Source organism: Streptoverticillium olivoreticuli subsp. olivoreticuli, assembly GCF_003391135.1.
Lineage (GTDB): Bacteria > Actinomycetota > Actinomycetes > Streptomycetales > Streptomycetaceae > Streptomyces > Streptomyces blastmyceticus.
The window spans coordinates 5,880,460-5,905,950 of the sequence record NZ_CP031455.1 but is presented as its reverse complement, the minus strand read 5'-3'; the positions used below and the strand labels follow the sequence as shown (position 1 = coordinate 5,905,950).

At 72.6% G+C, this 25,491-nt stretch carries 22 protein-coding genes and 1 pseudogene; 4 read left to right on the top strand and 19 right to left on the bottom strand.

The window, feature by feature from the left end:
- Positions 1 to 7: 7 nt before the first annotated feature.
- Both DXZ73_RS26215 and DXZ73_RS26210 read right to left on the bottom strand, forming a co-directional pair.
- On the bottom strand, positions 8 to 1,570 hold the full coding sequence (locus DXZ73_RS26215) for an ABC transporter substrate-binding protein (protein ID WP_116213503.1): 1,563 nt from the start codon (positions 1,568 to 1,570) through the stop codon (positions 8 to 10).
- 115 nt (positions 1,571 to 1,685) lie between these two features.
- On the bottom strand, positions 1,686 to 1,973 hold the full coding sequence (locus DXZ73_RS26210; RefSeq protein ID WP_116213502.1) for an SCO4848 family membrane protein: 288 nt from the start codon (positions 1,971 to 1,973) through the stop codon (positions 1,686 to 1,688).
- Between the two features lie 112 nt (positions 1,974 to 2,085).
- On the opposite strand from DXZ73_RS26210, the gene DXZ73_RS39610 reads away from it, so the two are divergent.
- On the top strand, positions 2,086 to 3,330 hold the full coding sequence (locus tag DXZ73_RS39610) for a D-alanyl-D-alanine carboxypeptidase (protein ID WP_338059139.1): 1,245 nt from the start codon (positions 2,086 to 2,088) through the stop codon (positions 3,328 to 3,330).
- Positions 3,331 to 3,342: 12 nt separating this feature from the next.
- On the opposite strand, the pseudogene DXZ73_RS39605 reads toward DXZ73_RS39610, so the two are convergent.
- From DXZ73_RS39605 to trpS, 3 genes and pseudogenes are all read right to left on the bottom strand, one after another.
- Positions 3,343 to 4,173 (bottom strand): annotated as a pseudogene (locus tag DXZ73_RS39605) (YihY/virulence factor BrkB family protein); the annotation flags it as partial.
- Between the two features lie 75 nt (positions 4,174 to 4,248).
- Positions 4,249 to 4,833 (bottom strand): 2'-5' RNA ligase family protein, encoded by a 585-nt coding sequence (locus DXZ73_RS26200; protein WP_116213500.1) that lies wholly within the window; start codon positions 4,831 to 4,833, stop codon positions 4,249 to 4,251.
- Positions 4,834 to 5,006: 173 nt separating this feature from the next.
- Positions 5,007 to 6,020, bottom strand: a complete 1,014-nt coding sequence (gene trpS, locus DXZ73_RS26195) for a tryptophan--tRNA ligase (RefSeq protein ID WP_116213499.1) — start codon at positions 6,018 to 6,020, stop codon at positions 5,007 to 5,009.
- 103 nt (positions 6,021 to 6,123) lie between these two features.
- Here trpS and rocD point away from each other — a divergent pair, with 103 nt between their 5' ends.
- Complete coding sequence (rocD, locus tag DXZ73_RS26190) at positions 6,124 to 7,329, top strand: ornithine--oxo-acid transaminase (RefSeq protein WP_116213498.1); 1,206 nt, start codon at positions 6,124 to 6,126, stop codon at positions 7,327 to 7,329.
- A 60-nt stretch (positions 7,330 to 7,389) separates the two neighbouring features.
- Here rocD and DXZ73_RS38360 read toward each other — a convergent pair whose 3' ends face one another.
- The 3 genes from DXZ73_RS38360 to DXZ73_RS26180 form a co-directional block, all read right to left on the bottom strand.
- Entirely contained in the window at positions 7,390 to 7,563 is a 174-nt protein-coding gene (locus tag DXZ73_RS38360; RefSeq protein ID WP_162890335.1) for a hypothetical protein, read from the bottom strand.
- A gap of 101 nt (positions 7,564 to 7,664) precedes the next feature.
- Complete coding sequence (locus DXZ73_RS26185; protein ID WP_116213497.1) at positions 7,665 to 8,849, bottom strand: glutathionylspermidine synthase family protein; 1,185 nt, start codon at positions 8,847 to 8,849, stop codon at positions 7,665 to 7,667.
- Positions 8,850 to 8,855: 6 nt separating this feature from the next.
- The gene (locus DXZ73_RS26180) at positions 8,856 to 9,161 is read right to left on the bottom strand and encodes a hypothetical protein (RefSeq protein WP_116213496.1); all 306 of its coding nucleotides are present in this window, start codon (positions 9,159 to 9,161) and stop codon (positions 8,856 to 8,858) included.
- Between the two features lie 107 nt (positions 9,162 to 9,268).
- Between DXZ73_RS26180 and DXZ73_RS26175 the strand changes: the two genes are divergently transcribed.
- Positions 9,269 to 10,102: a hypothetical protein gene (locus tag DXZ73_RS26175; protein ID WP_240351494.1), complete on the top strand. Its 834-nt coding sequence runs from the start codon at positions 9,269 to 9,271 to the stop codon at positions 10,100 to 10,102.
- A gap of 234 nt (positions 10,103 to 10,336) precedes the next feature.
- Here the strand turns inward: DXZ73_RS26175 and DXZ73_RS26170 are convergent, their stop codons facing one another.
- The gene (locus tag DXZ73_RS26170) at positions 10,337 to 11,752 is read right to left on the bottom strand and encodes a PLP-dependent aminotransferase family protein (protein ID WP_116213495.1); all 1,416 of its coding nucleotides are present in this window, start codon (positions 11,750 to 11,752) and stop codon (positions 10,337 to 10,339) included.
- 47 nt (positions 11,753 to 11,799) lie between these two features.
- Here DXZ73_RS26170 and DXZ73_RS26165 point away from each other — a divergent pair, with 47 nt between their 5' ends.
- Positions 11,800 to 12,276, top strand: coding sequence for a carboxymuconolactone decarboxylase family protein (locus DXZ73_RS26165; RefSeq protein ID WP_116213494.1), 477 nt, complete (start codon positions 11,800 to 11,802; stop codon positions 12,274 to 12,276).
- Between the two features lie 162 nt (positions 12,277 to 12,438).
- Here DXZ73_RS26165 and DXZ73_RS26160 read toward each other — a convergent pair whose 3' ends face one another.
- The 10 genes from DXZ73_RS26160 to DXZ73_RS26115 form a co-directional block, all read right to left on the bottom strand.
- The gene (locus DXZ73_RS26160; RefSeq protein WP_116213493.1) at positions 12,439 to 13,404 is read right to left on the bottom strand and encodes an ABC transporter substrate-binding protein; all 966 of its coding nucleotides are present in this window, start codon (positions 13,402 to 13,404) and stop codon (positions 12,439 to 12,441) included.
- Positions 13,394 to 15,403, bottom strand: a complete 2,010-nt coding sequence (locus tag DXZ73_RS26155; RefSeq protein ID WP_116213492.1) for an ABC transporter permease — start codon at positions 15,401 to 15,403, stop codon at positions 13,394 to 13,396. Before DXZ73_RS26155 ends, DXZ73_RS26160 begins: the two co-directional genes overlap by 11 nt.
- Before the next feature lie 118 nt (positions 15,404 to 15,521).
- Positions 15,522 to 16,607 carry a quaternary amine ABC transporter ATP-binding protein gene (locus DXZ73_RS26150; RefSeq protein WP_205519369.1) on the bottom strand — a complete coding sequence of 362 codons (1,086 nt, stop codon included), beginning with the start codon at positions 16,605 to 16,607 and terminating at the stop codon, positions 15,522 to 15,524.
- Positions 16,608 to 16,666: 59 nt separating this feature from the next.
- Positions 16,667 to 18,229, bottom strand: a complete 1,563-nt coding sequence (locus DXZ73_RS26145) for a GMC family oxidoreductase (protein ID WP_116213491.1) — start codon at positions 18,227 to 18,229, stop codon at positions 16,667 to 16,669.
- Between the two features lie 53 nt (positions 18,230 to 18,282).
- Complete coding sequence (locus DXZ73_RS26140) at positions 18,283 to 19,785, bottom strand: aldehyde dehydrogenase family protein (protein ID WP_116213490.1); 1,503 nt, start codon at positions 19,783 to 19,785, stop codon at positions 18,283 to 18,285.
- A 208-nt stretch (positions 19,786 to 19,993) separates the two neighbouring features.
- On the bottom strand, positions 19,994 to 20,833 hold the full coding sequence (locus tag DXZ73_RS26135) for a hypothetical protein (protein WP_116213489.1): 840 nt from the start codon (positions 20,831 to 20,833) through the stop codon (positions 19,994 to 19,996).
- Between the two features lie 12 nt (positions 20,834 to 20,845).
- Positions 20,846 to 21,382: a hypothetical protein gene (locus DXZ73_RS26130; RefSeq protein WP_116213488.1), complete on the bottom strand. Its 537-nt coding sequence runs from the start codon at positions 21,380 to 21,382 to the stop codon at positions 20,846 to 20,848.
- Positions 21,379 to 22,971, bottom strand: a complete 1,593-nt coding sequence (locus tag DXZ73_RS26125) for a hypothetical protein (protein WP_116213487.1) — start codon at positions 22,969 to 22,971, stop codon at positions 21,379 to 21,381. The genes DXZ73_RS26130 and DXZ73_RS26125 overlap by 4 nt, the downstream gene beginning before the upstream one ends.
- A gap of 169 nt (positions 22,972 to 23,140) precedes the next feature.
- Complete coding sequence (locus tag DXZ73_RS26120) at positions 23,141 to 24,130, bottom strand: malate dehydrogenase (RefSeq protein ID WP_116213486.1); 990 nt, start codon at positions 24,128 to 24,130, stop codon at positions 23,141 to 23,143.
- Between the two features lie 301 nt (positions 24,131 to 24,431).
- Positions 24,432 to 25,481, bottom strand: a complete 1,050-nt coding sequence (locus DXZ73_RS26115) for a helix-turn-helix domain-containing protein (RefSeq protein WP_116213485.1) — start codon at positions 25,479 to 25,481, stop codon at positions 24,432 to 24,434.
- Positions 25,482 to 25,491 lie beyond the last annotated feature (10 nt).

Below are 25,491 nucleotides of genomic sequence, written 5' to 3'. Positions count from 1 at the left end.
CCCGGGATCAGATGCGGTCGAGTTGCCACAGGCGCCAGGTGCCCGTGCCGTCCGAGAGGTATTCCGTGCCCGAGATGTCGGCGTCGCCCAGGACGTATTCCTTCTTCTGCCACAGCGGCACCAGCGGTACGTCCTCCGCGATGATCTTCTGGATGGCGCGGAAGTCGTCGGACGTGCGGATGCGCTGTTCCTCCTGCTGGGTGCCGCGGATGAGCCGTTCGACGCGGGCGCTGGTGTAGCCGGAGTGCAGGGCGGAGTCCTTGCCGACGACGGAGGTGGTGAAGGTGTCCGGGTCGGGGAAGTCCGCGAGCCAGCTGACGCAGTAGGTGTCGTAGGCGCCGCGGGCGTAGCCCGCCAGGAACTCCGTCCACTCCACGTGCTTGGTGGTCACCTTGAACAGCCCGGTGGCCTCCAGCTGCTTCTTCAGCAGGGCCGCCTCCTCGTCGGTGGCGGCCCCCTGCGAATAGGCGAGGCCGAAGCGCACCGGCTCGGTGATGCCCGCCTGGCTCAGCAGGGTCCGGGCCTTCTCCGGGTCGGGCGCCGGGTAGGCGTCGAAGAAGGACGTGCTGTGGCCGGTGAGGCCCTGCGGGATGAGCGCGTACAGCGGCTCGACGGTGCGCAGGTGGACGTCGCGCGCGAGGGCCTCGCGGTCGACGACCGCGGCGATCGCCCTGCGCACCGCGGCCTGCCGCACCGGCGAGCCGTCCCGCAGGTTGAAGACCAGCGAGCGGGCCACCGAGCCCGAGGACTCCATCAGCTTGGCGCTGGAGTCCGACGGCGACTGCCGGGCGATGTCCGCCGGTGGCAGCTGGCGGCCCGCGACCTCGATGCCCCGCCGCTTCCACGCCTCGCTCAGCTTCGCGGGCCCCGCGAAGTAGCGCACGTCGACGGCGTTGCCCTTGGGCTTGACCGCGCCCTGGTAGTGCTTGGCGGGCCTCAGCTCGGCGCGCACCCCCGGCCGGTAGCTCTTGAGGACGTACGGGCCCGAGCCGTCGGCCTCCGCCCCCGGCCGCAGGGCGTCCGCGGGATAGAGCGTGGAGTCCACGATCGACCCGGCACCCGTGGCGATCTTGAACGGGAAGGTGGCGTCCGGCGCCTTCAGCCGGAAGGTCACCGTCGCCCCGGCCGTCTCCACCGCGTCCAGCGTCGCCAGCAGCGCCGAGGGGCCCTGCTCGGCGTGGATGCGCCGGATCCGGTCGAAGGAGAACTTCACGTCCTTCGCCGTCAGTTCGTTCCCGTTGCCGAACTTCAGCCCGTCGCGCAGGGTGCACACGTACGTCTGCAGGCTCCGGCCCCGGAAGCCGCAGCGGCTCGCCGCGTCCGGCACCGGGGTGGTGGAGCCGGGCGTGAAGGTCAGCAGTGACTGGTAGAGGTTGCCGAACAGCGCCCAGGAGCCCACGTCATAGGCGCCCGCCGGGTCCAGCGCGGTGACCGTGTCGGTCGTGCCGACCGTGATCGGGCCCCGGTCCCCGTCGCCCGGTGACACCAGCCCGCAGCCGGCCGCCACCGCCGTCAGCAGCACCGCTCCCGCGGCCGCCGCCGCACCCGTCCGTAACCGGCCAGCACGCATCCCCCACGCCCCCTCCGCCCGTGATGCGCATCACCCAAACACACGAGCGCCCGTACGTCCCGGGAATCGGCCAAGTGATCGGCACCGGCCGGAGGAGGTGGCCGGAATCATCCCGCTATGAGGTGCGCCGCAACGCCCGCACCCCGCGCAACCCGATGACCCCTACAACCGTCCCCAGGAGAAACGAGGTGATCGCGAGCAGGAGATGCACCCAGAAGTACGTGGTCGGGTCACCCGCGTCGTCGAAGGCGAGCCCGCTGCCGTCCTTCCACAGATTCTTCGCGAAGGTGATCCAGATGACCCAAGACCACGCGCCGAAGGCGAGCAGGAACCAGGACACGCGACGGGAGAGGACGGCGGGGGCGGGAGAGGCGCCGGTGGTCTCCCGGGAAGAACTCAGCATGCGTTTCAGTATGCGTTCGGCCGCCTCGACTCCCCCTATCGGGTCCCCGGGCGGCACCCGCACCGGTGAGGCACCATCCACAGGCCACGGGCGGCGGGGTACGTTCACGGACGTGCCGACGACATCACACCCCCCGCGGTACGCCGCGACGCGCCGCTACCGCGCCGCCCTCGCGGCTGCCGCCTCGTTGCTCCTCCCGCTGATGACCGCCGCTCCCGCCGTCGCCGACAACCCGGCCGACGGCAAGGGCGCCCCCAAGACCCCGCCTCCCCGGATGTCCACGGTGGGCGGCGAACTGCTCGGCAGGCCCGGTCCCCAGGTGCAGCTGGGTCCGGGCGCGCCGCAGCTGCCCCAGGGCCTCAGCGGCCGCTCCTGGCTGGTCGCCGACGCCGAGTCCGGCGAGATCCTCGCCGCGAACAACGCGCACTGGCGACTGCCCCCGGCCTCCACCCTGAAGATGCTCTTCGCCGACACGGTGCTGCCGAAGCTCCCCCGCGACAAGGTCCACAAGGTGGTGCCCACCGACCTGGAGGGCATGGGCGCGGGCAGCAGCGCCGTCGGCCTCCACGAGGGCTCCTCCTACACCGTCCACGACCTGTGGCTCGGCGTCTTCCTGCGCTCCGGCAACGACGCGGTGCGGACGCTGGCCACGATGAACGGCGGCATCCCCCAGACCGTCAAGGACATGCAGGCCCACGCGGACGAACTCCAGGCCGCCGACACCCACGTCGTCAGCCCCGACGGCTACGACGAGGAGGGCCAGGTCTCCAGCGCGTACGACCTGACGCTCTTCGCCCGCTCCGGCCTCCAGAAGGCGGACTTCCGGGAGTACTGCTCGACGGTGACCGCGCAGTTCCCGGACGAGGAGAAGAAGGGCGAGAAGCGCACGTCGTCCACGATCGTCAACACCAACCGGCTCCTCACCGGACAGGGTGTACCCGCGTACAAGGGCATGGCCGGCGTGAAGAACGGCTCCACCACGAACGCGGGCAACACGTTCACCGGCGTCGCCCAGCACGACGGCCGCAAGCTGCTGGTGACCGTCATGAACCCCGAGAAGAGCGAGCAGTACGAGGTCTACACCGAGACCGCGAAGCTCCTCGACTGGGGCTTCGAGGCGGCCGGGCACGTCAAGCCGGTCGGCATGCTCGTCCCGCCCAAGGGCACGGCGGGCAAGTCCGGCGACGGGTCGGGCCGGCCGTCCGCGGACCGCACGCAGGCGTCGGTCGCCGGGTCCGGCGGCGGCATGTGGACGGCGGTGGGCATCGCGGGCGGCGCTCTCGCCGCGCTGGCGGTGGCGGGGTTCATCGTCCACCGCCGCCACCCGCTCCCCGACCTGGTGCGCAAGAAGCGCTGACGCGCTTGAGGGCGGCGTCGCCGTCCACGCCGCGCAGAAGAGCATCAGCTTCGCCGTGAAGTTGATCCAGAGGAGCAGCGCCACCGGGGCGCCGAACGCGCCGTACATGCTCTTGGCCGCGACGCCCTGGAGATAGCCGCTCAGCAGCAGCTTGAGGAGTTCGAAGCCGATCGCGCCGATCAGCGCGCCCTGCACGAGCCGCCACCGGTCCGGATGGACGCCCGGCAGGCGCGACAGCACGTAGATCATCAGCAGGAGGTCGGCGAGCACGGCGATGCAGAAGCCCGCCGCCGTGAGCAGGCCGCCGACGCCCTGCAGCCCGGCCTTCTCGACGACCCACCCCACGGCCGACGTGGCGAACGTGGAGCAGCCCAGCGAGACCAGGGCGACCCCTCCCAGGCCCAGCAGCACGGCCGCGTCCTTCAGCCGCAGCAGGACCGGGTTGCCGGGGCTCTCCTCGTACTCCCAGACGGCGCGCAGGCACTCGCGCAGGGAGCCGATCCAGCCCAGGCCGGTGAAGAGCAGTGCGGCGCCGGCGACGACACCGATGGTGCCCGCGTTGTCCACGAGGGTGCTGAGGTCGAGCTTGCCGGAGATTCCGGGCACCTGCTCGGCGAGCTTGCGTTCGAGCTCCTGCATCCGCTGGGTGCTGAGTATGGCGGCGCCGATGGCCGCGCCGACGGTGATCAGCGGGAAGAGGGACAGGAAGCTGGTGAAGGTGATCGCGGCGGCCAGGCGGCTCCACTTCACCCGGTCGAGGGTCTCGTAGGAACGCCATGCGTGGGTGCGCATGAGCCGGGCGATCAGGGGCCCGATCCAGGGCAGTCGGGTCAGCCATTGCATGGACCCACACATTGCCACTCCGGAGCACCCCGAATCCTCCGGGGAGGTGCCCTCACGGGCCGGTTTCCGGCCCGGCTAGCGCGAAGGCGCCGGGGGGCGGGCCACGTCCGACTGGCTGGGGACGGACGATTCCGCGCCCTCACCGAAGGGGTACTCCCGCTCCAGGCGCCACACCGCGTCGTCACCCTGTTCGTACAGCGCGAAGCCCGTGATCGTCCAGGCCGCCTCGAACTCCGACAGCTCCGCGTACGCCCGGTCCATCGCCTCCTCGGCGATGCCGTGGGCGATGGTCACGTGCGGGTGGTAGGGGAACTGGAGCTCGCGCGCGACCGGGCCGGACCCGTCGCGGATGCGCTTCTGGAGCCAGGCGCAGGAGGAGGAGCCCTCGACCACGTTGACGTAGACGACCGGCGACAGGGGGCGGAACGTGCCGGTGCCGGACAGGCGCATCCGGAAGGGGCGGCCGAGGGCCGCGACGTCGGCGAGGTGCCGCTCGATGGCGGGCAGGGACGAGGCGTCGACCTCGGTGGGCGGCAGCAGGGTCACGTGTGTGGGGATGCCGTGCGCGTGCGGGTCCCCGAAGCCCTCGCGGCGCTTCTGGAGGAAGCTGCCGTACGGCTCCGGGACCGCGATCGAAACGCCGAGCGTTACGGTCCCCATTGCGTTCTCCCTCCTGTGCGCCTGTGTGTCCCCGTGGCCAGTGTGACGGCTGGGCCGCCCCTGGTGCCAGGTTTCCTGGTCCCGCGCGCCCGGGGCACATGGTCCCGGGCGCGCGGCCGGCCGCCACCGGTCCGCTCGGCGCTTGATCGATGCCTGCTGCGTGCTCGCCGTGCTCAGTGCTTCGCGGGCAGGAAGCCCATCCTGTCGTACGCCTGCGCCAGGGTCTCGGCGGCGACCGCACGGGCCTTCTCGGCGCCCTTGGCCAAAATCGCGTCCAGCGTCTCCGGGTCGTCGAGATATTCCTGCGTACGAGCGCGGAACGGGGTCACCCACTCCACCATGACCTCGGCGAGGTCGGTCTTGAGCGCACCGTAGCCCTTGCCCTCGTACTTCTGCTCCAGTTCCGGGATTCCCGTGCCGGTGAGCGTGGCGTAGATGGTCAGCAGATTGCTGACGCCCGGCTTGTTCTCGGCGTCGAAGCGGATCACCGTGTCGGTGTCGGTGACCGCGCTCTTGATCTTCTTCGCGGAGACCTTGGGCTCGTCGAGCAGGTTGATCAGGCCCTTGGGGGTGGACGCCGACTTGCTCATCTTGGCGTGCGGGTCCTGGAGGTCGTAGATCTTCGCCGTCTCGCGGACGATGTGCGCGGCGGGCACGGTGAAGGTGTCACCGAAACGAGCGTTGAAGCGCTCGGCGAGATCACGGGTGAGCTCGACGTGCTGACGCTGGTCCTCACCCACCGGAACCGCGTTCGCCTGGTAGAGCAGGATGTCCGCGACCTGGAGGATCGGGTAGGTGAACAGGCCCACCGTGGTCTGGCCGGCGCCGTGCTTCGCCGACTTGTCCTTGAACTGCGTCATCCGCGACGCCTCGCCGAAGCCGGTGAGGCAGTTCATCAGCCAGCCGAGCTGGGCGTGCTCGGGCACATGGCTCTGCACGAAGAGCGTGCAGCGCTCCGGGTCGAGACCCGCGGCCAGCAGCTGGGCGGCGGCGCTGCGGGTGTTGGCGCGCAGCTCCTTGGGGTCCTGCGGCACGGTGATCGCGTGCAGGTCGACGACCATGTAGTAGGCGTCGTGGGTGTCTTGCAGCGCCACGTACTGCCGGACGGCACCGAGGTAGTTCCCGAGGTGGAACGAACCTGCGGTGGGCTGGATACCGGAGAGAGCGCGCGGACGATCGAGGGCCATGAGCACATTCTCTCAGGTGCGCAACCGGACCAGGTCCTGCGGTACGGGTGGGGGTGTAGAAAAGCAAGAGCAGCATGCCCCGCACACCGGAACGGAGCACACGGTGACATCCACGGAACGCAGCATCGCAGCCGCCGAGGCCCACAGCGCGCACAACTACCACCCGTTGCCGGTCGTCGTCGCGTATGCGGAGGGCGCGTGGATGACCGACGTCGAGGGGCGGCGCTACCTCGACATGCTCGCCGGGTACTCGGCGCTCAACTTCGGCCACGGCAACCGCCGGCTGATCAACGCGGCCAAAGCACAGCTCGATCGGGTGACGCTCACCTCGCGCGCCTTCCACCACGACCGCTTCGGCGACTTCTGCACCGAGCTGGCCGCGCTGTGCGGCAAGGACATGGTGCTGCCGATGAACACGGGCGCGGAGGCGGTCGAGACGGCCGTGAAGACCGCCCGCAAGTGGGGCTACCGCGTCAAGGGCGTGCCGGACGGGCAGGCGAAGATCATCGTCGCCGACAACAACTTCCACGGCCGGACCACCACGATCATCAGCTTCTCCACGGACGAGGAGGCCCGCGCCGACTACGGCCCCTACACCCCGGGCTTCGAGATCGTCCCGTACGGCGACCTCGCCGCGCTGGAGGCGGCCGTCGACGAGAACACCGTGGCCGTGCTGCTGGAGCCCGTCCAGGGCGAGGCCGGGGTGCTGGTGCCGCCCCCCGGCTATCTGCCGGGCGTGCGGCGGCTGACGGCCGAGCGCGGGGTGCTGTTCATCGCGGACGAGATCCAGTCGGGGCTGGGCCGCACGGGCCGGACCTTCGCCTGCGACCACGAGGACGTGGTGCCCGACATGTACGTCCTGGGCAAGGCGCTCGGCGGCGGGGTGGTGCCGGTGTCCGCGGTGGCCGCCTCCCGCGAGGTACTGGGCGTCTTCCGCCCCGGCGAGCACGGGTCGACCTTCGGCGGCAACCCGCTGGCCTGCGCGGTGGCACTGGAGGTCATCGCGATGCTCAGGTCGGGCGAGTTCCAGCAGCGTGCGACGGAGCTCGGCGAGCACCTGCACCACGAGCTCGGGCTGCTGGTGGGCGGCGGCGCGGTGGAGGCCGTACGCGGCAGGGGCCTGTGGGCGGGCGTCGACATCGCCCCCGCGAAGGGCACCGGCCGGCAGATCTCGGAGCAGCTGATGGAGCGCGGGGTCCTGGTCAAGGACACCCACGGCTCCACGATCCGCATCGCCCCGCCGCTGGTGATCAGCAAGGAGGACCTGGACTGGGGCCTCGACCAGCTGCGGGCGGTTCTGGCGGACTGAGGAGGGCGCGGCGGGGCGCCGGGCGGCGGCCGGGCCGCCGTCCTCGCACCCGTTCAGGCTTCAGGCATCGAAGTTCTTGTCGAAGATCTCGCGGGCCTTCCACTCCTCGACCTCGGCGTCCACCTTGGCCCGGCGGGCGCGGTCGTCGGCCTTCTCCCGCTCCTGGGCGGCCTTGGACTTCGCCTGGTCCTTCTTCTGCTCGGCCTTGTCCCGGGACTTGTCTCCACCGGCCATCTGCGTTCACTCCCCAGGGGTGACTTCGGGGATTCCGCTCTCGCCGTCAGGCTGTCACAGCCCCCGATCACCCGCAATCCCGTCGGGGACGGGCCCGCCCGTCAGCGGATGACGTGCGGCAGGAACCGGGCGTACCCGTCCGTGACCAGCCCCGCCGACTCGCGGATCCCCAGCCCCGCGGGGGCGCCGTCGACGGTCCACGCGCCGAGCACGACGTGGTTGCCGTCGAAGCCGGGCAGCGGCGCCAGTGCCTGGTAGCAGCACGGCTCCCCGGGCACGTGGCGTTCCGCGCCCGGCGGGTGCACGGTGACGCCCGCGCCCTCGCGGCCCAGGAGCGGCTTGGTCACATAGCCGCTCGTACGGGCCAGCTCGCGGGGCCCGTCGAGGTAGGCGGGCAGCAGGTTCGGGTGGCCGGGGAAGAGCTCCCACAGGACGGCGAGCAGCGCCTTGTTGGACAGGAGCATCTTCCAGGCCGGTTCGATCCACAGGGTGGAGCCCGTGCCGCCGCCGTTGTCGAGGGTGTCGAGGGCGTGCGGGCCGAAGCGGTCCGTGGCCAGCCACTCCCAGGGGTAGAGCTTGAAGCAGGCGCGGATGAAGGCGTACCGCTCGTCGACGAAGCGGCCGGAGAGCGGGTCCCAGCCGATGTCCTCCATGGAGATCGCGCGGGTGGCGATCCCGGCCTGCTCCGCGGTCTCCCGCAGATAGGCGACGGTCATCAGGTCCTCGCCGATCTCGTCGCCGGCGGAGTGCGCGAAGTGCAGCGGGGCGCCGGGCGGCAGCAGGTCCGCCTGGCGCTCCCAGGCGGCGACGAGGCGCTCGTGGAGGGAGTTCCACTGGTCGCCGTCGGGGAAGCGGTCCTCCATCCAGAACCACTGGGCGCTCGCCGCCTCCACGAGCGAGGTCGGCGTGTCGGCGTTGTACTCCAGCATCGTGGCCGGGCCGCGCCCGTCGTAGCGCAGGTCGAACCGCCCGTAGACGGAGGGCAGTTCGTCCCGCCGCCGCCAGGACTCGGCGACCAGGTCCGCCAGGCGCGGGTCGGTGATGCCGAGGTCGGCGAAGCGGTCGCGGCCGACGATGTGCGCCGCGGCGGTCAGGCACATCTCGTGCAGCTCCGCCACGACGGCTTCCAGCTCCTCGACCTCGGCGAGCGAGAAGGAGTAGTACGCGCTCTCGTCCCAGTACGGGCGCAGCGAGCCGTCCGGGTGGCGGGTGAGCGGATAGACGACGCCCTGTTCCTCGACGGTGGTCTGCCAGTCGGGGCGGGCGGTGATGCGGTGGCGTCGCACGGCCGGTCAGCCGCCGCTCGGACCGGAGCAGCCGAAGCCGCCGCGGTCGACGGCCTTGCTCCTGTCGAAGGTGCCGCTGCCGGTGTACGTGCCGGACTTGCCGCTGTTGTAGTACCACTTCCCCGAACCCTGGGACTTGCACGCCTTCGCGTCGAGGACGCGGTAGCCGCCCTGGGCCACGTCGTAACTCCTGGGGTCCACGCAGCGCTTGTCCGGCTCGGAGCCGCAGGAGGTGAGGGCGGCCGCGAGGGCTCCCATGCTGCCGAGTACCACCGTGGACGAGCGCAAGCGCCGTCGCCCTTTCTCCGCCATGTTCCGACCCCCGTCAGAATGCGTTCTGTTCAGCGTGTTCCCCCTGAGGCGTTCACCTTAAAGGGGGAATTCCTGTGGCGGGACGCCGGGCGGCCTACAGTCGGGGCGTGCTTCTAGGGATCCTCTGCGCGCTCGGTTCGGCGGTCTGTTTCGGCACCGCGTCCGTCCTCCAGGCCGTCGCCGCCCGGGCCTCCGCGCCCGGCAGCGGCTCGGGCGTGGACCCGGTGCTGCTGCTGCGGGTGCTGCGGCAGTGGCGCTATCTGGCGGGCCTGGCGCTCGACGGCGTCGGCTTCCTGCTGGAGCTGGTCGCACTGCGGTCCCTGCCCATCTACGCCGTGGGCGCCGCCCTCGCCGCGAGCCTCGCGGTGACGGCCGTGGTGGCCTCCCGGGTGCTGGGCGTGCGGCTCAGCGGCATGGAGTGGGGCGCGGTGTGCGTGGTCTGCGGGGGCCTGGCGCTGCTGGGGCTGGCCTCGGGGGCGGAGGGCCATGGCACGGGCTCCACGGCCCTGCGCGTGGGCACCCTCGCGGCCGCCGCCGCGGTGCTGGGCCTGGGCGCGGTGGCCGGCCGCCTGCCGGGCCGGGCGCGGGCGGCGGCGCTGGGTCTGGGCGCGGGCTTCGGCTTCGGCGTCGTGGAGGTGGCCGTCCGCCTGATCGACGACCTGTCGGTGGTGCGGGTGCTGACGAACCCGGCGTCGTACGCGCTGCTGCTGGGTGGGGGTGCGGCGTTCCTGCTGCTGACGTCTGCGCTGCAGCGGGGGTCTGTGACGGTGGCGACGGCGGGCATGGTGATCGGCGAAACGTTGGGGCCGGCGCTGGTGGGTGTGGCGTGGCTGGGTGACCGTACGCGGCCCGGTCTCGAGCCGTTGGCTGTGGCGGGGTTCGTGCTGGCGGTGCTCGGCGCTTTGGCGCTGGCACGCTTCGGTGAGGTGGCGGGGGAGTAATTCCCCGCAGCGTCTGTTGCGCGGCTCCGCCGCGGCCGGGGCTCCGCCCCGGACCCGTGCTCGGGTGCGGCCCGGCGGGGCTTTGTTCCCCTACCCCGCCCCTTCCCGAAACCGGGGAGACCCCGGACCCCCAGCGCCCTGCGGGCGCGTCCTCAAACTCCCCCAGCTACCGCTGGGAGGTGCCCCCACGGGCTGAATTTGCGCACCCTCTGGGGGCCTGGGGGCGGAGCCCCCTCACCCCGCCGGAAGGACTCGCAGCAACGCGGACAGTGCCCCCTCGAACGCGTGGGACGGTGGCGTCGCGTAGCCCACCACCAGGCCCTCCTCGCCCGTCGTCGGGCCCTGGCGGAAGCGGGAGAGGCCCTCCAGGGCCAGGCCCTCCCAGGCGCCCGCGCGCACCGTGTCCTGTTCCGTGCCGGGCGGGAGGGAGAGCACCGCGTGGAGGCCCGCCGCGATCCCGGTGACCCGGATGTGCGGCGCGTGGGCGGCGAGCGCGTCCACGAGCTGGTCGCGGCGCCGCCGGTAGCTCAGCCGCATCGCCCGTACGTGGCGGTCGTACGCCCCGCTGGTGATCAGTTCCGCGAGCGTGAGCTGGTCGAGGGCGCCCGAGCTCCACTCCCCCGCCCGCTTCAGCCGCACCACGTCGCCCACGAGGTGCTCCGGCAGCACCATCCACGCCAGACGCAGGCCCGGCGCGAGGGACTTGCTCGCGGTGCCGAAGTAGACGGCGTGCTCGGGGGCGAGTCCCTGGAGGCAGCCGACGGGCTGGCGGTCGTAGCGGAACTCGCCGTCGTAGTCGTCCTCCAGGATCAGCCCGCCGGTGCGCACCGCCCAGTCGACGACGGCCGCGCGCCGGTCGGGGTGCAGGGGGACGCCGGTGGGGAACTGGTGGGCGGGGGTGAGCATGACGGCCCGCAGGCCCTTGCGTTCCTCCAATTCCTCGACGCGCGCGCCGGATTCGTCGACGGTCAGCGGGGACGTGCGCAGCCCGTGCCGTTCGAGCGCCTCGTGGTGGAACCAGAGCCCGTACGACTCGACGCCCAGTTCGCGGGTCCCGCGCTCGCGCAGGACCCGGCTCAGCAGGGCGAGGCCCTGGGTGAAGCCCGCGCACACCACGATCCGTTCCGGGTCGGCGCGCACGCCGCGCGCCCGGGACAGATAGCCGGCGAGGGCCGTCCGCAGCTCGACGCGGCCGCGCTCGTCGACGTGGCCGAACGCGTCGGCGGGCGCCGCCGCCAGCGCCCGCCGGGCGGCGGTCAGCCACGCGGCGCGCGGGAAGGCGGAGACGTCGGCGGTGCCGCCCCGCAGGTCGTACACGGGGCGCGGGCGGGTCCGGGGCACGGGGGACCTGCGCTCGGGCGCGCCGGGCGCCGCGCGCGGGGCCACCCGGGTGCCGGAGCCCTGCCGGGCGGTGAGCCAGCCCTCGGCGACGAGCTCGCCGTAGGCGTCGGCGACGGTGTTGCGGGCCAGGCCGAGGTCGGCGGCGAGCGTGCGGGAGGCGGGCAGCCGGGTGCCGGGGGCGAGCCTGCCGGTGCGGACGGCGTCGCGCAGGGCGCGGATCAGCGAGGCCCGTACGCCGCCGGGACCGGTCAGGTCGAGGTGCAGGTCGGCGCCCGCGCCGGCACCGGAAATGGCCCACGTTCTCTCCATGGGAATGGACCATACCCGTGGGCTATCGGGAGCCTAGTGTCGTAGTCATGACGAACGAGACCACGCACCACCACAGCCCCCGGATGTTCCTCCACCAGCTCGCCCCCGAGGTGCAGAAGGCGATGATCGCCCTCTCCAAGGCCGCCACGAAGGGCCTGGAGCCGTCCCTCGTCGAGCTCGTCCAGATGCGCGCCTCGCAGCTGAACCACTGCGCGTTCTGCCTGGACATGCACAGCAAGGACGCGCGCAAGGCGGGCGAGACGGAGGAGCGGATCTTCCTCCTTCCCGCGTGGGAGGAGGCGCACGGCTTCTACACCGAGAAGGAGCGCGCGGCCCTCGCCCTCACCGAGGCGGTGACGGTCCTGACGGACGGCTTCGTGCCGGACGAGGTCTACGAGCGGGCCGCGCGCCACTTCCCCGAGCAGGAGCTGGCCCACCTGATCTCGCTGATCATCACGATCAACTCGTGGAACCGCATCGCCGTGACCACGCGGCTGGCGCCGGGCGCGTACGAGGTCCACTGACCTTCCGCAGGTCACAGGGGGTTTCCCGTCTCCCGCCCGAGGAGGAAACCGGGAAACGTCTTCACTGCCGGCCGTTTCCCGGCTGAACTGTTCCCCATCGGCCGGGCCAGGACGGTACGGGGGTCCGTCCCGGCCCGGCCGGTCCCGCGGGCAATCGGCCTTCTACGGAATCCACCGCTTCCAGACGTCCGGATGCTCCTTGACCCACCGCTTCGCCGCCTCGTCGGCGGAGAGCTTGTCCTCGGCGATCAGCTGTGCCACTTCGTTCTGGTCGCGCTTGGTCCAGTTGAAGTCGGCGAGGAAGCGGGCCGCCTTGCCGCCCTTGTGGGTGAATTCGGCGTTGAGGTACTTCTTCAGCGACGTCGTCGGGTACGCGCAGTCGACGGTGGAGGGGTCGGCCGTGCCCTTCTCCTCGCACGCGGAGGTGTGTTCGGGGAGCTTCACCTCCACCATCGGCACCTCGTTGAAGAGCCACTGCGGCTCGTACCAGTAGGTGAGGAACGGCTTCCGGTCCTTGGCGAACTGCTTGATCTGGGTGATCTGCGCGGCCTCGGAGCCGGCGAAGACGACCTGGTAGTCCAGGCCGAGGTTCTTCACCAGGGCCTTGTCGTTGGTGACGTAGGACGGGGAGCCGTCGAGCAGCTGGCCCTTGCCGCCGCTCTCGGGGGTGCGCAGCTGCGACGCGTACTTGTTGAGGTTCCGCCAGTCCAGGACGTCCGGGTGGGCGTCGGCGAAGTACTTGGGGACGAACCAGCCGATGTGCCCGGTGACCCCGAGCTCGCCGCCGGGCGCGATCGTCTTCTTGTCCTCGACGTAGCGCTTCTCCTGGTCCTGGTGGCCCCAGTCCTCCAGGATCGCGTCGACGCGGCCCTGGCTGAGCGCGTCCCAGGCGGGCACCTCGTCCACCTGCACGGTGTCGACGCGGTACCCGAGTTCGTGCTCCAGGAGGTACGTCGCGACGGCCGCGTTGGCCCGCGCGCCCACCCACGACTGCACGGACAGGGTGACGGACTTCGCGCCCCGCACGTTCGCGTACGGGGAGGACTGCTTGGTCATGTCGGCCGCGCCGCAGCCGGTGACGGCGAGCAGGCCGAGGGCGCCCGCCGCCACGATCCACTTACGAGCCATCACGGGCTCCTCCCTTCGTCGGCTGCGTGACCCGGTCGAGCATCAGCCCCAGGCACACGATCGCCGCGCCCGCGACGAGGCCGGTGGCCAGGTCGCCCTGGGCGAGGCCGAACACCACCTCGTAGCCGAGCGCGCCGCCGCCGACGAGACCGCCGATGATGACGACGGACAGCACCAGCACCACGGCCTGGTTGACGGCCAGCAGCAGCTCCGGGCGGGCCAGCGGGAACTGCACCTGGCGCAGCTGCTGGCCGCTCGTCGCGCCCAGCGAGCGCGCGGACTCCAGCGCGGCCGGGTCGGCCTGGCGCAGGCCCTGGCTGGTGATGCGGACGACGGCGGGCAGCGCGTAGACGATCGCGGCCGCCGCGGCCGGGGCCCGGCCGACGCCGAAGAGGGCGACGACGGGGATCAGGTACACGAACTGCGGCATCGTCTGGCACACGTCCAGGACCGGGCGCAGCAGCCGCTCGGCCCGGGCGCTGCGCGCCGCGGGCACGGCGATCGCGAAGCCGAGGACGAGCGTGACGGCGACGGCCGCCAGCACCTGGGACAGGGTGTCCAGGGAGGTGTCCCAGCGGCCCAGCACGCCGATCGCGGCCAGGGCGAGGACGGCGGTCAGCGCGGTGCGCCAGGTGCCGATCAACCAGGCCAGGGCGGCGACCAGCAGCAGCGCGCCCCACCAGGGGAGGGCCTGGAGGCCGTCGCGCAGCGGGTCGAGGACCCAGCCGGTGTAGTGCGCCGCCCAGTCGGCGGTGCCGCCGACGCCGGGCAGACCGGAGTAGAGGTGGTCGACCATCCAGTCCTTGGCGTCGTTGACGGGACCGGCGATGGCCACGTTCCAGCCGCCGGGCCAGTCGAGTGCGGACAGCGCCCGGCCCGCGAGGGCGACGGCGGCGGTGGCGCCCGCGACGAACAGCCAGGCCGTGCGCCCGCCGGTCCGCCGCCCGGAGTCCCCGGCCGCGCCCGCGGCGGCCGTCGTGCGGTCCATGACGACCGCCAGCAGCACGATGGGGATGCCCGCGGCCAGCGCGCTGCCGACGTCGACGGTCGACAGCGCCTGGTAGACGCGGTCGCCGAGGCCGTCCGCGCCGATGACGGACGCGATCACGGCCATCGACAGGGCCATCATGATGGTCTGGTTGACGCCCAGCAGGAGTTCGCGGCGGGCCAGCGGCAGGCGCGCGGTCAGCAGCCGCTGCCGTCCGGTCGCGCCGAGCGACTCCACGGCCTCCAGGACGCCCTTGTCGGTGGAGCGCAGGCCGAGCGCGGTGAGGCGGGCCATCGGCGGGGCCGCGTAGACGACGGTCGCGAGGACGGCCGGTGCCACGCCGATCCCGAAGATCAGCACGACGGGCATCAGATAGGCGAACGCGGGCAGCGCCTGCATGGTGTCAAGTACGGGGCGCAGGGCGCGGAACGTACGGTCCGACAGCCCGGCCGCGAGGCCCAGCAGCGCGCCCACCGCGACGGACGCGGCGACGGCCACGACCATCAGCGCGAGCGTGCGCATGGTGGGCACCCACATGCCGAGCAGCCCGCACACGGCGAACGACACGAGCGTGGTGACGGCCACCCGTACGCCCGCGACCCGCCAGGCGAGCAGCGTGGCGCCCGCGGCGACCCCGGCCCAGCCGAGGGCGAGGAGCACGGTGTAGACGGCGTGGACGGCGGCGATGATGCCGCCGCTGATGTAGCCGAAGAAGTAGAGGAACAGCCAGTGGCTGTCGCGGTTGTCGATGATCCAGTCGTTGGCCCGGCCGAGCGGCCCGCTCAGGTCGACGGTCAGCGCGTGCGGCCAGCTGCCGCTGCCCCACGTGGCCGCCGCAACGGGGACCAGGACGGCGGCCGCGACGGCGAGCACGAGGAGTTTGCGGGCGGCGGGGTTCCGGGTGAGAGCGCGCAGGCGCTCGTCCTGGCGGACAGGAGCGGTGTCGCCGCCCGCGGGCGCGGCGGGCGGTGCGGACACGGCGGTGTCGGCAGGGGTGGTCGTGATGCTCATACGGGGCTCCCGTCCGGGCGGGTGGCTCCGGGTCGTGTCCGGCGCGCGGGCTGCCGGGCCGAGGGCGGACGCCCGGAGCCGGTGGCGGGGCGCACGGCCGCGCGACACGCGTACTCCGTCATGCCGCCGCCTTCCCGTCGCTGTCCAGGCCGGCCACCACGCCGAGCAGGCTGCGGTGGTCCACGATGCCCAGACAGCGGCCGTCGTCCACGACGCGGGCCGCGGAGCCCGTACGGGCGACGGTCTCGATCGCGTCGGCGACCGTCGTCGCCGGGGTGAGGGCGGGGCCCGCGTCCTCCTCGCCCGGCAGGGCGGCGCGCATGGCGCGGCGGACGGTGAGGACCTGCTCGCGCGGTACGTCGCGGACGAAGTCCCGTACGTAGTCGTCCGCCGGGGAGCCGACGATCTCCTCCGGCGTGCCGCACTGCACGACGCGCCCGCCGCGCATCAGCGCGATCCGGTCGCCGACGCGCAGCGCCTCGGACAGGTCGTGGGTGATGAAGACCATCGTGCGGCCCTCGTCGTGGTGCAGGCGGACGACCTCCTCCTGCATGTCCCGCCGGATCAGCGGGTCGAGGGCGCTGAACGGCTCGTCGAACAGCAGGACTTCGGGGTCGGCGGCGAGCGCGCGGGCGAGGCCGACGCGCTGCTGCTGGCCGCCGGAGAGCTGGGTGGGGCGGCGGCCTTCCAGTCCGGCGAGGCCCACCTTCTCCACCATCTCGCCCGCCTTGGCCCGGCGTTCGGCCCGGCCGACGCCCTGGATCTCCAGGCCGTACGCGACGTTGTCGAGGACGGTGCGGTGCGGGAGCAGGCCGAAGTGCTGGAAGACCATCGCGGCGCGGTGGCGGCGCAGGTCGCGCAGGGCGCCGCTGTCCATGCCGCACACGTCCTCGCCGTCGATGGCGATGGTGCCGGAGGTCGGCTCGATGAGCCGGGTCAGGCAGCGGACGAGCGTGGACTTGCCGGAGCCGGACAGGCCCATGACGACGAAGACCTCGCCCTGGCGGACGTCGAAGGACACGTCGCGGACGGCCACGGTGCAGTTGGCGCGTTCGCGCAGCTCCTCCGGGGTGAGGTCGGCGAGGGAACTGCCGGGCACGCGCTCGGCCTTGGGGCCGAACACCTTCCACAGGTTGCGGACGGAGAAGACGGCCGGGGGGCCGTCGGGGACACTGCCGTCCGCGGCCGGGGCCGCGCCCCGCACCGGACCGTCCCCGACGATCTCCGCAGGAGAGCCCGGCGCGCCGGCGCCATCTGTGCCGTTCACTCGCGGTCACCCCCACCCGGTATGCCTGCTGCAAGCAAAGCGGCACACTTCTCTCCGACCATCAGGACGCCGATCATCGGGTTCACGGCGGGCATGGTCGGGAAGACGGAGGCGTCGGCGATGCGGACGCCCTCCAGGCCGCGGACGCGCAGCTGCGGGTCGACGACGGCCCCGGGGTCGTCGGCGGCGCCCATGCGGCACGTGCCGGCGGGGTGGTAGACGGTGTGCGCGACCTTCCGCGCGTACTCGCCGATCTCCTCGTCCGAGGTGATCTCCGGGCCGGGGCACACCTCGCGCTTGAGCCAGGTCGCCAGCGGCTCGGACTTGGCTATCTCGCGGGCGATCCTGATGCCGTCGACCAGGGTGCGGCCGTCGTAGTCGTCCTCGTCCGTGAAGTAGCGGAAGTCGAGGGCGGGCTTGACGGCCGGGTCGGCGCTGGTGAGGTAGAGCCGGCCGCGGCTGCGCGGCTTGGGGATGTTGGGGGTCATCGACACGCCGTGCGCGGGCTTCTCGTAGCCGAGGCGCTCGGGGTTGTCGGTGAAGGGGATCTGGTAGAAGTGGAACATCAGGTCGGGGCCCGGGGATTCGGGGTCCCGGCGCACGAAGAGGCCCGCGTCGGAGTCCATCGCCGAGTTCTCGGGGATCGGCCCGTGGGTCTCCCACACGATGACCGACTCGGGGTGGTCGAGGAGGTTCTCGCCGACGCCCGGCAGGTCGTGGACGGGGGGAATGCCCAGCGCGTCCAGGTCGGCCTTGGGGCCGATGCCGGAGTGCATGAGCAGCCGGGGCGTGTCGATCGCACCGGCGCACAGCAGGACCTCGCGGCCCGCCTCGACGAGGAGTTCCTCGCCGTCCTTGGTGCGCACGCGCACGCCCGTGGCGCGGGTGCCGTCGAGTTCGAGCTTGTACGCCCAGGTCTCCAGCAGGATGCGGAGGTTGGGGCGGTCGCCGGCCTCGATGTGCGGGTGCAGATAGGCGACGGAGGCGGAGGACCGCTTGTTGTTCTCCGGGTGGTAGGCGAGGTCGAAGAAGCCGACGCCCTCGTGGAACGGCTTCTTGTTGAAGCCCTCCACGCGCGGCACGTCGACGGCCGTCCGCGCGGCCTCCACGAAGTCGCGGGCGATGGCGTTGCGGTCCTTCTCGTCCACGGCGACGATGTTGTTGCGCAGCCGCGTGAAGTACGGGTCCATGGACGCCGCGTCCCAGCCCTCGGCGCCCGCGGCCACCCACTCGTCCCAGTCGCCCGGCAGCGGCTTGAAGGCGATGAGGGTGTTGTGCGAGGAGCAGCCGCCGAGCACCTTCGCCCGGCTGTGCCGGATGTGGGAGTTGCCGCGCGGCTGTTCGGTCGTCGGGTAGTCGTAGTCGAGGTCGCCGCCGAGGAGCCCGAGCCAGCGGCGCAGCGTGAGCACGTCGGGGCGGTCGATGTCGGACGGGCCGCCCTCGATGACGACGACGGACGTTCCGGGGTCCTCGGCGAGCCGGGAGGCGATCACCGATCCGGCGGTGCCGCCGCCGACGACGACGTAGTCAGCGGTGATCTTCTGGACTGCGGGGGGCATGGGCGTACTCCTCGGGGCAGAAAGGTTCTTCGCGTCGGGTCCTGCGGGCGGCCTCAGCCGGCGAACCAGCGCACCGGCTTCGGAGCGAGGTTCTGATAAATGTGCTTCGCCTCGCGGTACTCCGCCAGACCCGTGGGGCCGAGCTCGCGGCCCGTGCCGGACTTGCCGAAGCCGCCCCACTCCGCCTGCGGCAGGTAGGGGTGGTAGTCGTTGATCCACACGGTGCCGTGGCGCAGCCGCCCGGCGACGCGGCGGGCCCGGCCGGCGTCCTTGGTCCAGACGGCGCCCGCGAGGCCGTACTCGGTGTCGTTGGCGAGCTCGACGGCCTCGTCCTCGGTGCGGAAGGTCTCTACGGTGAGGATCGGCCCGAAGGTCTCCTCCCGGACGACCTTCATGCCGCGGTGGCAGCGGTCGAGGACGGTCGGCGAGTAGAAGTAGCCGGTCGCGGGCCGGACGTCGCCCGGCTCGGGCTGGCCGCCGCCGCAGCGCAGCACGGCGCCCTCGGCCAGCGCGGAGGCGACGTACGCCTCGGTCTTGTCGAGCTGCTGCGCGGAGACGAGCGGGCCGCACTCGACGCCCTCCTCGGTGCCCCGGCCGAGCTTGATCTTCTCGGCGCGGCGGGCGAGTTCGGCGACGAACCGCTCCCGCACGGACTCCTCGACGATGAGGCGGGAGCCGGCCGAGCAGACCTGGCCGCTGTGGATGAACGCGGCGTTGAGGGCCTGGTCGACGGCGGTGTCGAAGTCCTCGTCGGTTTCGCAGGCGTCGGCGAACACGACGTTGGGGTTCTTCCCGCCGAGTTCGAGTGCGACCTTCTTCACGCTCGGCGCGGCGGCCTGGGCGACCTTGACGCCGCTGGTGAGACCTCCGGTGAACGAGATCAGGTCGACGTCCGGGTGCTCGGACAGGCGGGCGCCGACGGGGTCGCCCGCGCCGGTGACCAGGTTGGCGGCACCGGCCGGCAGGCCCGCCTCGGCCAGCAGCCGGACGAGGTGCACGGTGGACAGCGGGGTGACCTCGCTGGGCTTGATGACGAAGGTGTTGCCCGCGGCCAGGGCCGGGGCGATCTTCCAGCTGGCCTGGAGCAGCGGGTAGTTCCACGGGGTGATCAGCGCGCAGACGCCGACCGGCTCGTGGACGACGATGCTGTGGACCTCGTCCGAGCCCGCGTCCACCACGCGCCCGCCGCCCTCGTTGATGACAAGATCGGCGAAATAGCGGAAGGCGTTGGTGACGTCGTCGACGTCGACCCGGCCCTCCTCCAGGGTCTTGCCGGTGTCCCGGCTCTCGGTCAGCGCGATCGTCTCGCGGTCGCGCTGGAGCAGATCGGCCACGCGCCGCAGCAGCGCGGCCCGTTCGGCGACGGGCGTACGCGGCCAGGCGCCGGTGTCGAAGGCGCGGCGGGCGGCGGCGACCGCGGCGTCGGTGTCGTCCACGCCGCCCTCGGCCACCACGGTCAGGGGCCTGGCGTCTGCGGGGTCGAGGACCTCCCGCTGCGCGCCGGATGCGGCGGCACGCCACACCCCGTCCACAAGGATGGTCTCGACTGACGACATGTCTCTTCTGCCTTCCGGTCCACTGGGCACTTCCCTGCCGTCCGGGCCCTACGGGGCCCGGCAACGGGGCGCGCCTAACCAGAAGGCGGCAACATATGTCACTTCTCTACCGAAGAGTGACCCGAGTCACTTATTTCTCACTACTGACGGGTAGGGCCGGGCCCGCCCCCTCCCGTTCGGGAAAGGGCGGGTGAGGCAGAACGCCCGGTCAGCCTCCGTTCGCGCAGTAGCCCGTCGGGCAGAAGGAGTTCAGCAGGACCTGGAAGACGCGGGCGTGTGCCGGCCAGTCCCCCGACGGCCCGGCCACCAGCAGTGCGTACTGCTGGTGGTCCGGTGCCACGAGGTCGTGGACGGCGACGTGGCGCGCGCCGCCGTCGCTGCGTGTGTAGGTGTACTCCAGCTCCGCCGCGCCGCTGCCGAGCCGGTCCATCCTGAGCCTGCGGTAGTCCGCGTTCTTCGACATGGCCGCCTCGGTGGCCACTATGGCGTCGTACGGCGTGGCCTCGGGCCCGTGCAGCTGGAACACCTGGATGAAGCTCTCGTCACCGGCCGTCCGGAAGAAGACGCTGGTGCCGTCCGTGGTGCGCTGCCACCCCAGCGGCACGTCGAGCGTGAAGCCCGCCGGGTCCCGGGTGCGCAGATAGCCCGCGGGGGCGGCGGCCGCGCTCGCGAAGGTGCTGGGCGGTGCGTACGTCGGCACGCCCGTCGCGCCGCCGATGACACCGCCCGAGACGGTCGAAGGGTCGTAGGACGGCCCGATGGTCGCGGGGGCGCTCGCGGTGGACGGGCCGCCGCCCCCGGGCGTGCCGCCCCCGCCGCCGTGGCTCAGTTCCCAGATGCCGAAGCCGATGCCGCCCGCCAGGACCACCCCGGCCAGCACACCGGCCAGGACCGCCGCGTGCGAGGGGCCCTCCGGCCCGTCGTCCGCGGGCCTCGGGCCCGACAGGACGTCCGGCTCGGTCGGCTCATGGGGCCCGTGGTGATGGGGCCTTCGGGGTGGCGGGTCGTCATCCACCCACTGCTGGAGATCAGCGTCCCAGCGGCTCATGTGCCCGCCTCCTCACGCCAGCAGCTGGCTGATCGCCTGGACGACGGCGAGCGCGGACGCGAGGCCCGCCGCCACCGTGGCGCCGCCGGTCAGTAAGGACCGCAGCCGTTCCAGCCGGCCGCGGTCGGCCCGGCCGGTCCGCTCGGCCTCGTCCTCCAGGCCGGCGAGCTCGCCGTCGACCGCGTCGAGCCCGTCGCCCTCGGCCCGTGCGAGCAGGGGCAGTTGGCCGCGCAGTTCCCGTACGGCGGTGAGCAGCGCGGCCGGCACCGGCAGGGGCTCCCGGGTGGAGTCCACCGCCTCGGCCTCGGGGCCCGCGGCGAGCGCGCCCCCCTCCAGCTCCCCCACCGCGATGCCGCCCTCGCCGGGCGCCTGCCGCGGCACGGGGGCTAAGCCGTCCCCTCTGGACGCGGCCCGGGCGACGCGCTCCGAGCGGTCCTCCGCCCGTGCCTCGCGGCCGCTGGCGACCGCGCCGCCGGTCATCCGCCCGATGGCGATGCCGCCGCCCTGCCGCGGTCCGCGGTCGTGTTCGTGCTCGTTCCGATCGGTCATGATCCCCCGCTTTTCACCGTGTTCTTGGCCTGCGCTCCGGCGCCCGTGGCGACCGCGCCGCCGCTCATCGAGCCGATGAAGACGCCGCCCTCGCTGATCTGCACGATCTGCTGCTCGAACTGGTCGGTCTCGAAGCCCTGGGAGCGCAGCGCCTCCCGTACGCCGCTGGCGATGCGGTCCTGGACCGTCTTCACATAGCGGCTGATGTCCATCTCCTGGAACAGCGACACCGACCGCGTGCCGCCCAGCTCCCGCACGGAGGTCGCCGGGCCGTCCGGCAGCCCGCGCCGCGGTTCGGCCAGCCAGGTGCGGAAGCCGGAGACGCCCGCGGAGAGCGTGGAGAGCGCGGACGCGAAGCCGGCGGCGGGTCCGCTCAGCAGCGCCCGTACGCCGTCGCGCAGCAGGTCGTCCTCCCCGCGCGCCGCGATCACGTCGACCGCCCGGAACTCCGGCCTGATCGGCGTCAGGACGTGCGGCACGACCTCCAGCACCAGCATGCCGCCCTGGGTGTGCACCCGGACCAGGACGGACACCACGACCTGCTCGTCCCAGGCGCCGACCCGCACCCGGAGGAAGTAGCGGCGCGCCTCGCCGCCCTCGTCGACCGACTCGGCGAGGTGGCGCAGGACGGTGGCTTCCGCGTAGTCGAGGCGGGCCCGCGGCGGGCCGACCGGGAGATAGACGAACTCCTCGATCTCCAGATCCTTCAGCCGGTCCCGGCTGGTCTCGGCGGCGGCCTGCCGCAGCGCCTCCAGGCGCGGGCGTACGAGCTCGACGACCGTGCGCCCGGTGAACGGGGCCGTGGCGTTGCCGAGACCGGCCGGCTCCTTGCGCCGCTTGAGCTCCAGGACGAACGACCAGGGCTCGTAGGGCTTCCCCATGCCGATGAAGGGACGGCCCGCGTCGTAGATGGTCAGTCCCGCGTACTGCTCGCGGTCGACGGCCCGCGCGATCCGCTGGTGGTACGGGGTGGTGGGCTCGGCCCTGCGCGCCTGGGCGAACGCCTCGCGGCTCAGTTCGTCGCGCATCACGGCCGCCACCCGCGTGCGGTGCGCCCACACGGGGAGGACCAGCAGCAGCGGGAAGACGACGCCGATCCAGTTGCCCGCGCCCGTGGCGAGGGAGTAGAAGGCGTAGACCCAGTAGGCGATCGCGAGCACCGCCGGGACCACGGGGACCAGCGCGCGCACGTTCCCCTTCATCGCCTCGCGCAGCGTGCGCTTGTCGACCACGTACACGGAAGAGCCGCGCCCGGCGGAAGCCGCGGCACCCCACTGGAAGAAGCTCACCAGCGCGTAGAGCCCGGACCAGAACGGGAAGCCGCCCTCGGCGGCGGTGCCCACCTCTATGCCGATGAAGGTGCCCCAGAGGGCGAGGAGCAACAGCGCGGTCCGGCCGTCCTGTCTGCGGGCGCGCAGCGCGTGCGCCAGCACCGGCACGACGTCGACGCCGAGCGACGGCGCTATGGGTCTCTCCTCGTGTTCCACCAGCTCCTCGATGACCCGGCGGCGGAACTCGATGTCCAGATAGGTCCCGGCACACAGAAGTCTGGTGGCCTCGGTGCGGGAGTCATGTCGAACACTTGCCATACAGTCCCCCGATCGTCGAACTGGCCTGCGTACGCACGGCAGTTGACGTATTTTCGGAGAACTCAGAATAAGCCAGAAGGCCCGCCATCGACCCCGGTCGGGGGTGAATGACGGGCCGGAAACCGACGCGTACGGGCGTACCCAGGCACGCCCGTACGAATGGGGTCGATCAGATGAGGCCGAGGGCGCGCACCGCGTCGCGCTCCTCGACGAGCTCCTGCACGGAGGCGTCGATGCGGGTGCGGGAGAACTCGTTGATCTCCAGGCCCTGGACGATCTCGTACTTGCCGTCCTTCGTGGTGACCGGGAAGGAGGAGATGATGCCCTCGGGCACGCCGTAGGAGCCGTCCGACGGGATGCCCATCGAGGTCCAGTCGCCGGCGGCGGTGCCGTTGACCCAGGTGTGCACGTGGTCGATCGCGGCGTTGGCGGCAGAGGCGGCCGACGAGGCGCCACGGGCCTCGATGATCGCGGCACCGCGCTTGGCGACGGTCGGGATGAAGGTGTCGGCCAGCCACGCCTCGTCGCTGACGACCTCGGCGGCGTTCTTGCCGGCGATCTCCGCGTGGAAGACGTCCGGGTACTGGGTGGCCGAGTGGTTGCCCCAGATCGTCAGGCGCTTGATGTCGGCGACGGACGTGCCGGTCTTCTGGGCCAGCTGCGAGAGCGCGCGGTTGTGGTCCAGGCGGGTCATCGCGGTGAAGCGCTCGGCCGGGACGTCCGGCGCGGCGGCCTGGGCGATCAGGGCGTTGGTGTTGGCCGGGTTGCCGACGACGAGGACCTTGATGTCGTCCGCGGCGTGGTCGTTGATGGCCTTGCCCTGCGGCTTGAAGATGCCGCCGTTGGCCTCCAGGAGGTCACCGCGCTCCATGCCCTTGGTGCGCGGGCGGGCGCCGACCAGCAGCGCGACGTTGGCGCCGGCGAAGCCGACGTTCGGGTCGTCGGTGATGTCGATGCCGCGGAGCAGCGGGAAGGCGCAGTCGTCGAGCTCCATCGCGGTGCCCTCGGCGGCCTTCAGGCCCTGCGGGATCTCCAGCAGGCGGAGCTTGACCGGCACGTCCGCGCCGAGCAGCTGGCCGGAGGCGATGCGGAAGAGCAGCGCGTAGCCGATCTGACCGGCCGCGCCGGTGACGGTGACATTGACGGGAGTGCGGGTCATGGCGATCTCCTGCTGCGAACTGGGGTTGGGTGTCCCTGCCCATTTGTGGGGATCTCTCTCGGTGTCAAGAGATCCGGCGTCAGGCTATCCGACGCGGCGCTCGCAGAACGTTCGCCCCCGTGTGGAACGCCTCACCGCTGCGCTCGGCTCGCGTACGGCCTTCCGGTGCGGCGGCTGACGCGCAGCGCCTGCGGCGCTGTCCTCACCCCGCCGGCTACCGCCGGGGGAGTTCGAGGACCGGGGGCCGGGGCGGAGCCCCGGCAACGGACCCGCACCCGGAGACGGAGGCCGCCCCCACGGATCACCGCGACAGCGAAGTGCACCCCCGGGGCCCCGACAGGAGCGTCGCGCAGGCCGTCGCCTGGTCCGGGGCGGACACCGTCACCATGGGCGTGTAGCCGTCCGCCGCGTGACCGGGGGTGGCCCCGACCCGGCCGGCCTCCGTGCGGCCCGGCGCCGAGCCGGTCGGGCGGGCGTTTATGCGCACGGCGTCACCGCTCGCGGCCTGGGTGATGCGGCCCCACGCCGCCCGGCAGACCTCGCTGTAGCGGACCTCGACGTAGGACGTGCCGACCGTCGCCGAGCCGGCCGTCGTGGCGCGGTTGCCACCGCAGCCCATCGCCTCGGGGTCCTTGCCCGCGCAGCTCTCACCGGCGCACTTCACCCCGGTCGGCAGGTCCGTGGAGGCGCTGACGGCCGGCGGGGCGGCGGGCGCCGTCGCGCCCTTGCGCTTGCCGTCGCCTCCCGAGCCGAGCAGCAGCGCGGCCGCGGCGACGAGGAGGAGGGCGCCCACGACGCCGGTGACGAAGAGCGCGACCCGGCGGCGCGGCGGCTGCCCGACGGGGATGGCCTTGGCGCGGTAGTCGGGCGGCCGGGGCGAGCGCGGCACGGAGGGGGCGCGGGGCGCCGGGGCCTCCTCGGCGAATGCGGTCCGCACCGCCTCGGGCCGCGGCGGGACCTCCTGGCACAGCGGCTCGGCGCGGACCGGTTCCGGGCGCGGGGCCGACGGGCCGAACTCGCCCAGCGCGGCCCGCGCCTGGGCGACCCGGACGGCCTCCATCGTCACGTCGTGCCGCAGCTCGGAGCGGCTCCAGGACCGCTCGGCCAGCTCCCACATGGTGCTCAGGTGCCCGACGTCGGCGCCCGTCACCTCGGCGAGCGCCTCGGCGGCGCCGAGCGGCGGCAGCAGCCGCCCGTTGAGATAGCGCTCCCAGGACGTCTTGCTGTAGCCGGTGCGATCGGCGACGGCACCGAGGCTCAGCCCGCTGCGCTCGACGAGTCTGCGCAGCTGTTCGGTGAATTCGCCGACCAGCGGATCGAGTTCTTCCGGTAGCGCCCTCCAGCGAGGCATTGCCGTCCCC